This window comes from Nevskia soli (assembly GCF_903970205.1).
Classification (GTDB): Bacteria; Acidobacteriota; Terriglobia; order Bryobacterales; family Bryobacteraceae; genus Bog-113.
Map to the genome: position 1 here is coordinate 1 of NZ_CAJCHS010000067.1, position 15,376 is coordinate 15,376.

Annotated in this window: 13 protein-coding genes; all 13 read right to left on the reverse strand. The window is 60.3% G+C overall.

Annotation, left to right across the window (positions count from 1 at the left end):
- Positions 1-24: 24 nt before the first annotated feature.
- Positions 25-1,557 (reverse strand): NAD-dependent epimerase/dehydratase family protein, encoded by a 1,533-nt coding sequence (locus tag H1Y01_RS03390; protein ID WP_180538788.1) that lies wholly within the window; start codon positions 1,555-1,557, stop codon positions 25-27.
- A gap of 42 nt (positions 1,558-1,599) precedes the next feature.
- Positions 1,600-2,799, reverse strand: a complete 1,200-nt coding sequence (locus tag H1Y01_RS03395) for a DegT/DnrJ/EryC1/StrS family aminotransferase (protein ID WP_180538790.1) — start codon at positions 2,797-2,799, stop codon at positions 1,600-1,602.
- Positions 2,796-3,455 carry a sugar transferase gene (locus tag H1Y01_RS03400; RefSeq protein WP_180538792.1) on the reverse strand — a complete coding sequence of 220 codons (660 nt, stop codon included), beginning with the start codon at positions 3,453-3,455 and terminating at the stop codon, positions 2,796-2,798. The genes H1Y01_RS03395 and H1Y01_RS03400 overlap by 4 nt, the downstream gene beginning before the upstream one ends.
- Before the next feature lie 20 nt (positions 3,456-3,475).
- On the reverse strand, positions 3,476-4,540 hold the full coding sequence (locus H1Y01_RS03405; protein ID WP_180538794.1) for a glycosyltransferase family 2 protein: 1,065 nt from the start codon (positions 4,538-4,540) through the stop codon (positions 3,476-3,478).
- Complete coding sequence (locus tag H1Y01_RS03410) at positions 4,530-5,681, reverse strand: glycosyltransferase (protein WP_180538796.1); 1,152 nt, start codon at positions 5,679-5,681, stop codon at positions 4,530-4,532. The genes H1Y01_RS03405 and H1Y01_RS03410 overlap by 11 nt, the downstream gene beginning before the upstream one ends.
- 10 nt (positions 5,682-5,691) lie before the next feature.
- Positions 5,692-6,774, reverse strand: a complete 1,083-nt coding sequence (locus H1Y01_RS03415; protein WP_180538798.1) for a polysaccharide deacetylase family protein — start codon at positions 6,772-6,774, stop codon at positions 5,692-5,694.
- On the reverse strand, positions 6,771-7,586 hold the full coding sequence (locus H1Y01_RS03420; RefSeq protein WP_180538800.1) for a CpsD/CapB family tyrosine-protein kinase: 816 nt from the start codon (positions 7,584-7,586) through the stop codon (positions 6,771-6,773). The genes H1Y01_RS03415 and H1Y01_RS03420 overlap by 4 nt, the downstream gene beginning before the upstream one ends.
- A gap of 77 nt (positions 7,587-7,663) precedes the next feature.
- Positions 7,664-9,022: a hypothetical protein gene (locus tag H1Y01_RS03425; RefSeq protein ID WP_180538801.1), complete on the reverse strand. Its 1,359-nt coding sequence runs from the start codon at positions 9,020-9,022 to the stop codon at positions 7,664-7,666.
- 45 nt (positions 9,023-9,067) lie between these two features.
- On the reverse strand, positions 9,068-11,272 hold the full coding sequence (locus H1Y01_RS03430) for a polysaccharide biosynthesis/export family protein (protein WP_180538803.1): 2,205 nt from the start codon (positions 11,270-11,272) through the stop codon (positions 9,068-9,070).
- Positions 11,269-11,736: a VanZ family protein gene (locus tag H1Y01_RS03435; protein WP_180538805.1), complete on the reverse strand. Its 468-nt coding sequence runs from the start codon at positions 11,734-11,736 to the stop codon at positions 11,269-11,271. The genes H1Y01_RS03430 and H1Y01_RS03435 overlap by 4 nt, the downstream gene beginning before the upstream one ends.
- Before the next feature lie 5 nt (positions 11,737-11,741).
- Positions 11,742-11,987 (reverse strand): hypothetical protein, encoded by a 246-nt coding sequence (locus tag H1Y01_RS03440; protein ID WP_180538807.1) that lies wholly within the window; start codon positions 11,985-11,987, stop codon positions 11,742-11,744.
- A gap of 61 nt (positions 11,988-12,048) precedes the next feature.
- Positions 12,049-12,633 (reverse strand): transcription termination/antitermination protein NusG, encoded by a 585-nt coding sequence (gene nusG, locus H1Y01_RS03445; protein WP_180538809.1) that lies wholly within the window; start codon positions 12,631-12,633, stop codon positions 12,049-12,051.
- Positions 12,634-13,221: 588 nt separating this feature from the next.
- Positions 13,222-15,376, reverse strand: a 2,155-nt coding sequence (locus H1Y01_RS03450; RefSeq protein ID WP_367399760.1) for a fibronectin type III domain-containing protein, incomplete at its 5' end; no start/stop codon positions are given.

Consider the following 15,376-nt stretch of genomic DNA (forward strand, 5'->3'; position numbering starts at 1 on the left):
CCGGGATGATGACTGAGATTCGGATCATGCGACCGCGGCGGCAGCCCTGCTACTGGACGGCTTGTTTGCGAGCGCCGCCATTACCTGCGCGCCCGTCTCGTCATTGTGTCGCGGAGTTCCGTGCTTCTCCAGATACTTCACATTGCTATATAGAGGGTGCTTGTAGTCGACAATAGCGCCTTCATCAAACGCCTGCTTCAATTCCAGAATTCCCGCTTTCACGTCGCGCGAGCATTCGAATCCGAGTTGACTGTGAACCTTATCGAACGACACGCGGTAGGATCTGCGATCCGTGTTCTCCATATGTTCGACCCGGGTCCGCGGAAACACGGTACGAATCAGTTCGGAAATGTTCGTTAGTGTGTAGTTTAATCGCTGGTCGCCTATGTTATAGATCTCGCCGCCAACCAACTCAACTGGCGCCCCGAGCACCCTCGCGATAGCTTCCGCCGCGTCGTGGACGTGTAGAAATGGCCGCCACTGTTCGCCGTTGAAGATAGTAATCAATCCCTCCTGACGCGCTTTGGCAGTCAGTAAGTTAACCACCAGATCGAATCGCGGCCGCGGCGACAGGCCGAAGATGGTGGCGAACCTTAGTATGGTCGGGTGGAATGTTTCGGACTCCGCCGCTAGCAGCGCCTCCTCCGAATCCACCTTCGTCGCCGCGTAGAGTGAAATCGGGCACGGCTCTGAAATCTCGGTCATCACTTCATCGGACGCGCCGTAAACACTGCAACTGGAAGCGAAAACGAAGCGCCCGACCTTTTCACCCTTGGCGACTTCGATCATCATCCGGGTCGCGGCATAGTTGATTTCGCGCGCTGTCTGGTGGTCCTGATCACAGGCCGGATCACCCACGATTGCGGCCAGATGCACAACCGATCGCACGCCGGCCATGGCTTTCACAACGTCCTTGATGTTGCGGCAGTCACCTTTCTGGAACTCGAGCCGCGGATGACCGAGCACGTCCCTGATCGCCGAATCGCCGTAGATCAGATTGTCGAGAACGCGAACCCTGTACTTGCGCTGCAACAGCTTACGAACCAGAATGGACCCGATATACCCCGCGCCACCCACGACTAACACGGTTTCGGGACCGGATCCGCTCCTAGAATCTTCTTCGAACAAAGTATCCTTAACCAGGCGTACTCCGGGCGCCGCAACAATCACCAGTAGTGCGAAGACGAGCGCCGCCGATCGCGGCAGCCCGGGGGAACCCGGAACCAGTCGCCCGGCCAGCAGCACCACGCCCGCGCTTAGCGCTGCGCACACCGCGCCGCGCCACAAACGCGATGGCGACGTCCATGATCGTGCCCTCGTGTAAAGGCCGCCCAGGCTATAGAACAGCGGAAATACCAGTGACAAAGGCGTGAAGACTAATAAGTGATACGAACGAAGCGCGTTTAGATATTCTCGCGGCGAATACCCTCCCGCGACCTGCGAATAAACCCCGGCCACGGTAAGCGCGATGAACATAGCCGCTTGTACGAGCACGAAGTCCGCGGTAACGCGAAGCGCAATACCGCGCGTCCGCGCGAGCGTCTTTGGTTCTTTCATTGGTGTTCCCCTTGGAGGAGCGAATCGGAATCGAAGCCGAAGTTATACTTGCGCCGCGGCCAGGCAGCGCATCGTGCAGTGTTCTTGAGTTAAATGCTTAACCGTCTTAGCCACATATTCGACCTGCTCATCGGTCATTGCCGGAAACAAAGGCAAGGACATCAATCGCGGGTACAACGCCATCGCTGCCGGACACGCGTTTTCCGGCCGTGTTGCCCATGCCGCGTACGCCGGATGGAGCGGAATGGGAATGAAGTGGACACTGGTTCCAATCCCGGCTTCCTGAAGCATGGCAAGAAACTCGGCCCGGTCTATGGTTAGTTGATCCAAGTTAAGTCGAACTGTATAAAGATGCCAGGCGTGCCGCACATCGTTACGGTCGGGCGGTAACTCCAGCTCCTCGCAGCCCGCCAGAAGTTTGCCGTAAGCCGCGGCAATCTCACGGCGGCGTTCCGTGAATCCATCCAGCTTGCGCAGCTGATGCAACCCGAGCGACGACTGAATGTCGGTCAGGTTATACTTAAACCCCGGCTCAAGCACCTCGTAAAACCAGCTCCCGCGATCCGAGTAGCGATTCCAGGCGTTCTTACTTATGCCGTGCAGACAAAGGGTTTTTAGCTTCGCCGCTAAGTGCTCGTCGCCGGTCGTGATCATTCCGCCTTCGCCGGTAGTCAGATTCTTAGTCGCATAAAAGCTGAAGACGGCGGCTGTACTGCAAGGAGCGATTCCGCAGCCGATCGGCCGCCCGCCATATTGCGCGCCGATGGCGTGGGCGCAATCCTCGATAACATATAAGCCGTGTTCTTCAGCGAGTAAGCCGATCGCTTCTAGATCGCAAGGCAAGCCCGCCAGGTGTACCGGGATAATCGCGCGCGTTCGCGGTGTGATACGCCTTGCGATGGATTCGGGATCGACGTTGCCGTCGCTGCGAACATCCGCCAGTACCGGAGTCGCGCCTACATGCAGAATCACGTTGACCGTCGCGCAGAAGGTAAGCGGCGTTGTAATTACCTCATCGCCCGGGCCGATGCCGAGTGCCGCAAGAACAAGATGCAGTCCTGAAGTACACGAGTTAACCGCTTGCGCATAAGGCGCGTTCACGTACTCTCGGAACTCTTTCTCGAACTGCGCCGTCCTTATGCCGGTAGTTAGCCAGCCCGAGCGGAGCGTCTCGATAACCGATTCAATCTCTTCGGGGCCGATGCTCGGCCGGTGGTACGGTACGCGAAGCGGTGTGTTCATTCGTTTATGAAGCCCTTTGCCCTAACGTAGGCGGGTAAGTCTCTCCGGGAGCGAAATCGCGGCCCGCCAAGTGCCTGCCACACAAGCCCGGCCGTGGCCAAAATCACGCGTGCATCGCTCCGCGCCGTGCGCGATCTAAGATAGGCCAGATCCGCCGCAACCTTCCGATCCAGAATGTGTTCGATGTAATATTGCCTCGGATCAACGCCGTCCGGAATCGTGTCCGATTCATCGATCGCCGAAACTTGCGATATCCCGGTAACTCCCGGTTTCACCATCAGAACGCGTCGCTGTTCGGGCGTATACCGGGCAACCATATCGGGCGCCTCCGGACGCGGTCCGACCAGCGTCATGTCACCCATGAGTAAGTTGAAGAGTTGCGGCAGTTCATCAAGCTTGGTCTTGCGTAAGACTCGCCCAAGCGGCGTCACGCGCGCATCGCGCTTTCCGGTAATCGAACTGCCGCGATCCGCCCCCGGCACCATGGTCCGGAACTTCCACATCCGAAACTCATGGCCCGCGATGCCGATTCTGCGGCCCGCATAAAACGGATTGGTCCGGGAAGCGATCACAATCGCGAGTGCCGTCCCGACTAATACGGGAGAAAGCACGATGAGCGCCGTAACAGCGATGGCGACGTCCAGAAATCTGCGCATGGGAAAGCGAAGCTATCGGTCTATCTAGTCACGCTAGAGAACAAAGACTCCGGCGCGGACCCGCTTGGAGGAGCGATCAACCACCGCAGTCCCGCGGCGAATCCAAGCCCATAGGAGTAGTGGTACGCGGCAAAAACGGCGGGAAGATGCGGCAGCGTCGCCCATCCATAACGGCGCGCGGTAAGGATCGACGCCAGGAGATTCGCAGTCGCGTACGCGCTCAACGCGCCTAGTGAAACGAAGCACACCGCACGAAACTGCTCGCGCGACCCAGCGATTGCCGTGACCGCGAGGGCCGCCAGCAACAGCGCCTGCCCAGCCACAAATACAACCGGAACCAGATGCCGCCACGACGCCGGCAGCCGGTGTTTCCGAATCACCGCAACCTTCCAAAACCCGTACTGAAAATACTGCCGGAACAATTGCCGCAGCGTGGATCGCGGGTAGTACCACGATTCGATCTCGGGGGTTTGCCACAAATGCCCGCCCGCGCGGATCGTCCGCAGATTCAGCTCATCGTCCTGATTGCGCACCAGCGATTCGTCGAACCCCCCAAGCGCTACGAGCGTCGCTTTGCGCCAGCACCCGTAGGGAAGCGTGTCTACCCAGCCTTCGTAATCGGGATCGTGAAACCTGGCACCGCCCGTCGAGAACCTGGAGTGGTAAGCCGCGGCGACCGCTCGAGCGCGCGTACCCACCGCGCGCGTGCGGGCCGGCCCGCCCACATTTGCGGCGCCGGTCCTGGCCAGCGTCTCGATGCACCGCCGACAGTAGGCGGCAGCATAAACCGTGTGCGCATCCATGCGCAGAATCACGTCTCCTCGGGCCGCGCGGATGGCGGCGTTCAACCCGGACGACGCAAACCGCCCCGGATTGTCGACCAGTCGCACTGCCGGAAAACGGCGGCCATATTCTTGGATGATTTCGCGAGTCCCATCCTCGCTTTCGCCGTCCGCGATGATCGCTTCCCACGTACCCTCTTCCAAATCCTGCGCCAACAGGGAATCGAGAAACGAAGCAATATGCGTGCGCTCATTCCGGCAGGCAACCACGATGGACGCAAGCAGTACAGGTTCAGTTTGCATAGGATGTCCCCGCGTCCGCGACGCCGCTGGTCCGCCCGCGCGCTTCAATCGCCAACCGGTAAAGCTCGGAATATCGCGTGGCCAGCGCTTCGGCCGAGAACTGCCGGCCGACATGCTCCGCGCCTTTTCGAGCCAGCGACTGCGCCCATTCCGGGTCTCTCAGGAGACGCAATATCGCGTCCGCCAGCGGTCCGGGTTCGTTCGGATCGACCAGCAATCCCGTACGCCCGTTTTCGATCAACCGAGGAACCGCTCCTACCCGGGTCGCAACCACCGGCCGCGCTGCGGCCATGGCTTCCAGCAGGCACATCGGCATAGCTTCTTCGAGCGAAGGCAGCACAAGCATATCGAGTGACGCGTAGACTCCCGGCATATCGGTGCGCGTCCCGGCAAACCACACATCCGCCGCGACGCCTAACCGGTCTGCCGCTTGCTCCCACTCCCGCCGGCACGGACCTTCGCCGACCCACACGAATTGGACGTCGGGCTCACTCGCCTTCACTAGCTGCGCCGCTTTCAGGAACACTTCCCCGCCCTTTTCCGCGGAAAGTCTGCCAACGCAGCCCACCACGCGCCGCGGCCTCGTCTTGCCTTCCCAAAGAGTCGGATTCGCTGCACGAAAGGCCTCCGTGTCCACGCCATTCCATATCGTATGGATACGCGCCGGCGCGACGCCCGCCCGCTCCAGCCGTTCCCGCACCCGCTCCGACACGATCGCGACGCCTCCGAATTGTCGCAACACCAGGCGATCGAACACGGCGTAGGCTCGCATGCTGCGTTCCCGGCTCGGCCAATTGTGGCTGGTCGCTACCCGCACCACCGGCCCGAATAGCGTGGCCGCGTATCCATATGTATCCGCCTTATATCCATGAGTGTGCAGCACGGTCGCCTGATAGCGGTCGAGCGCCGCTCGGAGCCGGGCGGCCGCGCCAACATCGAGACGTCCATTACAGCGAATGATCTCCACCGGCAGCCCATGACTCCGCGCCATATCCCCGACCTCGGTGTGAGCCTGGCGCCCATCTTCAAACACCCCGACCACGGAACGGACTCCCAACGCATCCAGCCCCCGGGCCAGCGTCAACATCATGCTTTCCATTCCGTAGAAACCCTGGCTGCTCACCAGTTGAAAGACGGTCATGGGTTGACCCTCAGGGCGTGACGCTGCGCCACGCTGCCGCCATTTTGCGCCGCGAGCCCAGCCTCCGGTATGCTCTCCAGAACACTGTGTAGTCGAACATTGCGCCGGAGAATCGACCGCTCAACCCGGTCACCGAACTATCTGAAATGTTCACGCGTGGAATGGCGAACGGATCCCGGTCGCGCGTCCAGGCGCCGCATTCCGTCGTCACCGCGGCCTGGTACCCGGCTTCGGCCAATATCCGCCTGGCGGTCTTCGAATAATTCCCATTCGGATAAGCAAATACCTTGCATTCGCTGTTCAGGACCATATCCAAAGCCTGTTTCGAATCCCGGATCTCATGTTGCACCTCGTCCAGCGGTAACTGCGGAAGGATCTGGTGCGAGCAGCTATGCGATCCAAACCGGACCCCCGCCTTGCTCATCTCCAGGATTTCCTCCCATGAAAGCGTTCGATCGATTTCCTTCACTTCGCGACAGGACGGCGCGCCATTCTGCCGTGACAGGGCTCCGATCAGAAGATCGCGGCGCTGCGGCTCGAAATCCTTGAGTTGTTCGACGAGTGCCGTCAACTCGGATTGCCTCAGCTCGGGAGCTTTCTTTTTCATCGCTTTCGCAATCTGTTCCGGCCAGAACGGCAAGTCGCATCCGATCAGCCCCGGACAAACGAAGATGGTCACCGGGATGCCCTCGGCAACCACCACCGGCAGCACCGACGTGTAATTATCGTGCCATCCATCGTCGAGCGTGATTGCAATCATCGGCCGCGTTCGGCTGGCCCGCGCGGTTTGGCTTCCCGCGTCGTTCGCCTTGGCCGGAGTCTCCAGCGCAGCGATCTCACAGGTGCGTTTCGCATAGCGCACCAGGTTCCGGAAGGTCTCCACGCCGAGAATAATGTCCGGCTCACTGCCCGTCTTCTCATACTCCTCGCGCGTCAAAACGCGGTGCAGCATCAGCACGACCACGGCGCCTTCGCGCCGCAGCCTGAACTTCGCCCACCAGAAGCAACCGGTCCAACACAGCAACTCCGTGCGCAGCCAGGCCGCGATCCGCCACATTTGCACGAAAGCGTCCGCCGCCCACCTGTTTCTCATGCGCCGCCTCGCCTGGCTTTCGATTTCGGGGCCCGCGATTCCGGCCGGTTGCCTTGATAGTAGTAGTAGTCCGGCGTTGACGTGCGCCACAGGAACCAATCGATGGAGTTATTCACCACGCAGCCGAGCAGCCGCTCCTTCACATGGGCCAGCGCGTCGAGGCACAGGCTGCGCGCCGTATGGTTCTGCCGCAGCACCATCAGCACTCCGTCGGTATCGCGCGCGATCAGATCGAAATCGGTGACGATGCCCACCGGCGGCGAGTCCAGAAGGACATACGAGAATTCATTGCGCAATTCCGCCATCAGAGCGCGCCACGATGGCGAGTCGAACAACTCTGCCGGATTCGTCGAGGGACGCCCGGCCGGTAGAATCGAGAAATTCGGCCGTTCGGCAACGGTTACCATTGCCTCGTCGAGCCGGCATGATCCTTCCAGCACTTCCGCCAAGCCCGGAGTGTCTGCGATGCCGAGACGACTGTGGACCGCGGGCCGGCGCAGATCGGCGTCCACAATCAACACGCGAGTTTCGGTTTTCAACGCCAGCATGCCGGCCAGATTCAACGTAGTCAACGTCTTGCCGTCACCCACGCCGGGGCTCGACACGATGATCGTTTTCGGCCGTTTCGGATGATGCAGGATGCGCGTGCGCAACGCCCGATAGCACTCTGCTGACCGGTGGTCCTCTTCCTTCGCCAGCAGCGGCTGGTCCTCGGCCACGCGCAGCGAGATCGTTCTACGGCTCCCCAGCGAGACTCCATTACGGGCGGTCTTTTCAACCGGATTGATCTTCAGCACGTTGGGCGCATACATATCGTTTGTCGAAATTTTGATCTAAGTAAGTAAGTTACGGAGCCGCGACGGCGACGGAGCGGTTATGACAAGGTCCGCTAGCGTTTCAACCGCGGGTCGGGTGTAAAATCCAGGCTCATCCGCACTCCGCGGCGTGCCGTTGCCACCAGGCTCTCCGTCGATGACGTGACCGAAGGCGAGATCGCGGCGCTTCCATAGATGGCCTGCATGCTCCAGCGCAAACGCGGCGCAAGTTGCCGGTGCAGCGTCACCTGCGCCAGCCATCCCGAAAGGCTGCTGAACACGCCTCCAACCAGCCTTTCGTAACCGGCGCTCGCTTCCACCAGCCACGGAGACGCCGGCGCGTGATAAATCTCCGCTACATCGAAGCCCAGGCTGCTGGATGCGCCGAACCCATGTTGATCGCCGGCATCGCGGCGCTCGGAAAGTGTCAAGGTGTCCTTGGCGCGCTTCCATCCGATGCCGGCAGCCTCGCGATAAACGCGTCGGTTCGTCCATCCCGTTCCGCCTAACAGCTCCGTTAACTCGCCCGCCCCCGCTTCTCCGCGCACAAACCAATCGCGCGCGATCAGATGTTCCGCGCTGAAATTACCCGTGACCATATCGGTTCGCGCGTAGCCGGAGTACGAAGTCACGAACGCGGCGTCCGCGCCAAGCGTATCGCGCGGAGTCAGAATGTATTCGAGTCCTCCCACTACCTGATCGTCCGTCACCGGAGGAAGCGTCGCCCCCTCGTCAGCCTCCGCGCCGTTCACTTCGACTGGAAGACTCTTCCGCATATTGGCGCCGACCTTCCACGTCAGGCGCGCGGATTGCATGTAGGCCAGCGTTATCGCCGCCGTCAGATCCCGCCGTTTCGCTCCATATAACGCGTACGCCAGCGGCGAACTATCCATCGCGGCCCCGCTTGCCGTTGCGGCCGCGCTCGTGAAAGTGGTAGCCGCGTCCAGATTTTCTGTCGCGTCCATCGCGGACGGGCGGCTAAACAAAAATCCGCCGAAGACCTCCGAATCGGCGGACGCATCCACCAATACCGTCCACCGCTCACTCGGCGTCCAACGCCATCCGATGTCGACAATGTTGTCGAATCCGTTGGCCTGCGATTCACGCGGATTGCCGTTGTAGTCCACGCGATAATGCACCGTGAAACTGGTTACTTGCCCGATCTGGTCCCACGCCAGACCGGTCGAAATGCCGCCCACGGCCAGCGGTCCCGAACCTTCACCGCCCGCCGCCGAACCCAACGACGAGACGGAGGGCGAACCGAACGAGTACCCGCCCGCGTAGGTGGAAACGTCGTCGATTTTCAGTCCGCTTCGCACTACTGGAGCGATGATGGTCGGATCCGAATCCGCGGATTGCGCCGCAGCCCGCGCCGCAAACGCAGCCAAAATGCCCGCGACCGCAACGACGCGAGCCGATGCTTGCTTGATCATGCTTATCTCCAGTAACGCGCTGAACGCGGACTGCTAATGGGGACCCTAATGGGGAACGACGATCGTGTCGCCCGGTTCGAGAATCACGTTCTGGCCGATATTCTTTCCACGCACAACCTCGTCGTAATTGAACGGAAGAATCAGCCGCTGGTCGTTTTCGGTCCGCAGCACATACATCTTCTTGCGCTTCGCAAACACCGTCACGCCGCCCGCTTCGGCCAGCGCCTGCAAGACGGTGATGGGCGCCTCCAGACGGATTGGCCCTTCCTTCTTAACTTCACCGACAAGGTAGACCTTCTGGCTGTGAATCTCTTTCACCGTCACGGTCACATGCGGGTCCCGCAAAATCTCGGCATAGCCCGCGGTTAGGCGCTGTTCCAGCTCGCGCGGCGTCAAGCCGGTGACCGCCATTTCGCCCAGTAGCGCGACCGTGATCTTCCCGTCCAACCGCACGGGAACCGAAGCGGTCGACGCATCCGGCTCTTTATAAACCTCGACGCCGAGAATGTCGCCTTCACCGATGCGATACTGAACCCTGCCCGCCGCAACTTCCGTTTGCGTCGCAACCCGTTCAGTCGCGCTCTTCTCAACAGGAACATTCGGACCGTGGAATTGCTGCGCGTGTAGAGGCTGCCCAAGCAGTAAGCCAAGCGCCAGGCAACACGCTGCGGCCGCGCTGGGAATCGCCGTCGTCATCTCAGGCACCGTGCCGAGCACCACAGTTCCCGGCGGCAACTCCCACTCACCCAGAAACGCGTTGCGCTTCAACTCCCGGACAAACGCCGCCAGCAGCGCCAGCAAAAGCGAAAGGCTGACGCCCGCGGCGCCCAGCAGCACCCGCTTCGGCCGAATCGGTTTCTCCGGCACCTGCGCCGCATCGAGCATCACGAACCGTTCGGCCTTTTCGCGGAGTTCCATTTCCGTCGCCGTATCGGCGGCCAGCTTTTTGTCGAACAGCGAATGGTAGTTGGCCTTCGATGTGTCGTAGTCGCGGGTGATCTCGGCCAGTTGTTGCTCGCGGATCGGGATCCGCTGGATGTGGCTCTCGCTCCCGCCAAGCTCGCGGACCACGCTTTGCCGGCGTTGGTCCAGGTCGCTGATTTCGCGATCGGTGACCGCAATCTGACCCCGCAGTGTGGCTGCTTTCTGCTTCTCCAGCGTCAGCATGTTTTCACGCGAGGGATCGGTGAGAGGATCGGCGTCGAGATCCGCGTTGGCGTCGGCGGCCGCACCAGCTTTGCTCGAAGCGTTCTCACCCACGTGCACGGCCGGCTTGCTTCCGTCTTCTTTCTCGATCTGCGCGATCTCCGCCTTCAGCCGCCGAACCGCGGGGTGCCGATCCGTATAGCGCAGTTGCATCGCCGCCAGCTCCGCCCGCTTCCGGTCGAGTTCCGAGAGAGGCTCCGCGGTGGGAAACGCGGCGCCGCCGGACGACGCGGCGCGTTCGTGGCGGCGCCGGATCGAACGCTCGATCGCGGTCACGCTGTCTTCCGTGGTGGCGAGCGAACTCTGCAGCATCAGCTTGTTTTGCTCGGCGCGGGCGACCGACTCCTGAATGCCCAGCAGCTCCGCTTTGCCCTGACCCATGGTCGCCAGCAATCCCGCTTCCTGCTCGGGCAGTTCCCCGTTGTACGCGTCTTTGAACTCGCGTAGCCGGACTTCCTGTTCCAGCAGCTTCTTCTTGGCGTCTTCCAGCTGATGACTCAGAAATTCCGAAGTCCCGGAGGCCTCTTGCGCCCGCTCCCGCAAGTTCTCGTTGATGAAGAAGTTTCCAACCCGGTTCGCGACTTCGGCCGCCGCGTGCAGGTTCTCGGTCTCAAACGAGATGCGGAAAGCCCCGGGGCGTGTGGCGCTCCAGTTCCGTTCGAGCTTGATCGAGATATCCCGCTGCATCATAGCCAGAACCTCTTCACGAGTTCGCGACCGCCGCTCCTTCGGATACAGGTCGAGCTCTTCGATCAGGCTCCACATCTTGTCCTTTCCGAGCACCTGCTGCTTGAGACCGTCCAACCGCGATTCCAGCGCCGTCTGCACCGTCGCCATGACAAAATTTTCTGGAATTTTCTGCGACTCCACCAGGATGACGGCCTCCGCGTGATAAACGGAAGGGAGCCGGCTGACGATTACCACGCTCACGACCGCACCCGCTACCCACAGCATCGCGACTAACATGCGCTGCTTCCAGATTGCGAACACGACGGACCGTACCGAAAGCGCCGGCATCAGACTATCGACGAAACCTTTACTCATGAGTTCAGAACCTCGACGCGCTCAGCGCGTTCCCATCGGCATCGGCCCCCGTACCGCCGCGCAGCCATCGCGCCCAATACCGTTCCGGCCAAGTTAATCGCCACATCCCGCAGCGCCGGGTCGCGGCCCGGAAACAGGAACTGGAGTAACTCGCTGGCGATACCCATCGCCAGGCCCGTCAGGCAAATCCATAAAAATTTCCGCTTCGATGCGCCCGGCCACGCGATGGACAGTATGAAACCGAAGCCGAAGTACATCGCCAGGTGCGAGCCTTTCTCGATTACGAAATGCGTGCCCTGATACACGGGCGAATCGCCCGCGATGCCCGTCCCGAAAAACAGCGTGAACGCGTTGCACACCCCGTCGTCGAGCCAGCGCGCCGCGAGCGATGAGGATGAAAACGCGATCACAACGATTAGCACCGCCAGCAACAGCACCCCCAAGTGCCGAACCCGGCTTGTCATGCTTGTCATGCTTGTCGGGGACCGCTTTCCCCGTGGGTCCACTTCATTTCCGCCAATTGGTCCGTCGTTGCCTTCAGCTGTTGTAGGAGTGATAAAGCCTCATTGATGCGTTCGAGAATGACGTGGCTTAGCGGATCTTGCATGAAGCGCTCCAGCGCCGCGCGAACCGCCACCGTGGTACTGCTGAACCCGTGCGTCCGGCGAAAGTCAGCCAGAATTCGGTACTCGTCCTCGGACACGCGGAAAGACACGATCCGTTCTCTAGTGCGCTGTCTCGCCATGTGCCGTCGTACCCGTCGCCGCTCTGTGCGCCTAGCCCCGCTGAACCACGCGCGCGGTTTCCGCCCCTAACGGCCGCACGCAATCCCGCTCGACCTGAGTCGATATCGAACGTTGCAGTAAGTGGATCGACACGACCACGCGCAATTCATTTTTCGCGTCGACCAGGAACCCGCGGACTCCCGCCAGCGGCCCATGCTCGATCATCACGGGCTGGCCTGCCGTGAGGTAAGGGCAAGGCGCAACCCGCACGCCCTCACTGACGACGGAACGGACCATCGCCATCTCCGACGCGGAGATCGGAATCGGTTGCTTTCCCACGCCCGCGATCCCGTACACTCGCGGCGTCATCAAAATCGGCAGGCGTTTAACGGATTCGAATTCGCAGAAGAGGTATCCCGGAAATAACGGAATCGCGCTCTCTTTCACCCTGTCGGACCATTTGCGCCGGAATTGGAACGTCGGCACGTATGATTCGTAGCCCTTCTCCTGGAGCAAAACCGCAACCCGGCGTTCGAAGCCGGCCTGAACTCGGACAGCAAACCACTCTGCAGCGGCGTTTGTATGACTTTGAACGCGCGAGTCCGAAGCCTCCGCGCCCGGATGCGTCAATTGCATTTTTAGATTCCCTCGGAATCGCCCGGACAGAGCTACCGCACTGAGTGTCCCGGCCCATGTCTTACGGGAGGAACACTTTCGTATGTCAGGCGCTTACACAGAATGCCCCGTTTTTCCCGTCCTGTCAAGCACGAAATTATGAAAGTTACCCTGAATTGGGAATCTGCGGTAAACGGTGGCAGCCAAACCGTTCGGACCAAAACTTCGCGAGATCCGGCGGTTAGCGCAACTGTAACAGAGGCTAGTCCCTGGCTAAATTCGAACAGGCCGGTAAATGAATGTAAGACATGCGGCTGAAATCGGTTGGGTTGGTGATGGAGACCTGCGGACCTCGGAAAGCTCAGGCGTCCCGCCGGATGCCGGTGGCTGACTTCGGTAGCCATCCGCGCTTGTGCCGGCTGTCCGATGGCCGTTAGCGGGAGCGGAAATCGCTGTTCAGCGACTGGAACCGGAGTGGGAGAGCCAAAATGAAATTGCTTCCCGCCCTCAGCACCGAAACCGGTGCCGAACGCGGGAAGCAAGTGGAACGCCGAATTATTGGTGAACCCGAACCGCGTAGAAGGGCGGGTCGGCCGCCCCTCGGCCGCTTTACGGATTGATCACACTTACCACCGCGCTTTGGGCCGACGCGTTCCCGCTGGCGTCAAGGGCTGACACGGCGTAGTAGTAGGTCTGATTCGCCTTTAGACTTTGCGAGTCGGAGTACGAGGTGGTACCGCTGCCGCCGATCAGACTGAGTGACTGAGCGGTTGTTCCCCTGTAAATGCGGTAGTCGTAAACGGCGACGTTGTCCGTCGAAGCCGACCATGTGAGATTGATCTGCGTTCCGGATTTCGCCGTGACAACCAGTTTCTGAGGAACCGTTGGCGGCTGAGTGTCGGGGAGCGTCGCGGCGGTCGCTAGTGCGGTCTGTGCCGAATAGTTCATCGCTTCGTCGTACGCAGCGACAGCGTAGTAGTAAGTTGTTCCCGCAGCGAGGCCAGCCGAAGTGTCGACAAACGATGTGGAAGTCGTGTTCCCCACGGTAATCATCGAACTCGGTGTTTTGCCTCGATATACCATGTAACCCGCCAGGTAGATGTTATCCGTCGAAGCGCCCCAGCTCAGATTGACCTGCTGACAGCCGGTCCCGGTCGCAACCAGGTTCGTCGGCACGGTCGGTGGCGCGGTGTCCGGAAGCGAAGTCACGCCGATCGTGGCGCTCTGGACCGAATAGTTATATGAGGGGTCGAAAGCAACCACAGCGTAGTAGTAGGTGGTCTTGGGCGCAACGGAATTGTCAATGAAAGAGTTCGTCGTCACTGAAGAGAAGATCGCGAGCGAGGTCCGGCTGGAACCGCGATAGACATGGTACCCGGCCACGGAAACGTTGTCGGTAGAAGGCGACCAGGTGACTTGAATCTCCTGATCGGTTACCGCGGTCCCTTGCACATTGGTCGGCTTCGATGGCGGCGTCGTATCCGGCGGCGCCAAAGTGGTCACGCTCGCCGGGGCTGAGAGGGGGGATAGGTTACCCGCCGCATCGAAAGCCTGTACTTTGTAGGAGTAAGTAGTAGAGGGTGAAACGGAGTTGTCCGTAAAGTTCACCTGGTTGGATGTATTGAGCAGCGTGCCGTTACGGAATAAGTTATACCCGGCCACTCCGACATTGTCTGTCGTCGGGTTCCACAAGACTTGGACCAGGTTCTGGCTGAACTGCCCGATCGAAGGCGCGCTCAGTACCTGCGGGGCGGTAGTATCGGGCGAAGGAAGAATCATCGTTTCCCAGGCCGTCCCTAGGGTGGTGAAAGCGCCGAGCGACCGCGCATTGATTGAAGCGCTATAGGATGCTTCGAGCACGGCGGTCGGGCTTTGCGATCCATAGGTCGCATAGCCCAGGGAAGCGTAATATAACGTGGTCCAAAACGGCGACACAAACAGGAACTGTCCCGCCTGAGCCATGTTCACGACGGACTGAAGATACTGCTGATCGAGCGGTTCCCAAAAACTCATGGTGTCTAAGGCGTCAATGGCTGGGTTATTCAGGGCGTCCTGCACCGAAGCGAGTTGAGCCGCGGAAATCTTCTTGCACCATGTTTCGCTCATCGCAATGGGTAAACCCGCGGCCTGAGCCATCGAAGCTGCGGTGAGGGCGTTTTCCGGAAACGAATTGGATACGGAGTACATGTGAGTGTCGATGTAAGAGACGGACGTGGAGATGTCATTCTGTATGTACGTCGTGAACGAGTTGATCCAGGTACCCGCGCCCGCTCCGACGGGAACGTTGGTAACGTTCGCGGCTTGCATCGCCGCCAGTATGGTTTGTAGCTCCTGCAAACTGCCGCTGGGAGTACCGGCGTTCGGCTGCGAGGCATTCTGCGATTCCGAGTCAGGCTCCGTGATCACCGACATGTAATCGGGCTGAATCAACTGTGCGACGTTGACTGCGTTTTGGGCGCGTCCGGCGATATATTCGTTCCAGGTAAGACCTAGATAGTAGGTTTGAAACGTCGCGCCACTGGTGCCGGGTTCGGCCGTGGCAACGGTAGTCTCGGCGGTCATCTTCATCCCCATCGAGTGGATCTGCTGGGCGAGTTGCTGATAGAAGCTGACGTAGCTCTGGAATGTCTGCTGGTTCCCGTAGTAAGGCTCGTAGAGAATGGGGAAGTTGATGTGGACGGAGACTGCGGTGACGCCCAGCGCCTGCAGTTCCTGCAGTTCCGGCATCACGTCGTACTGGAAATAGTTTGGATTCAGAAGCGCG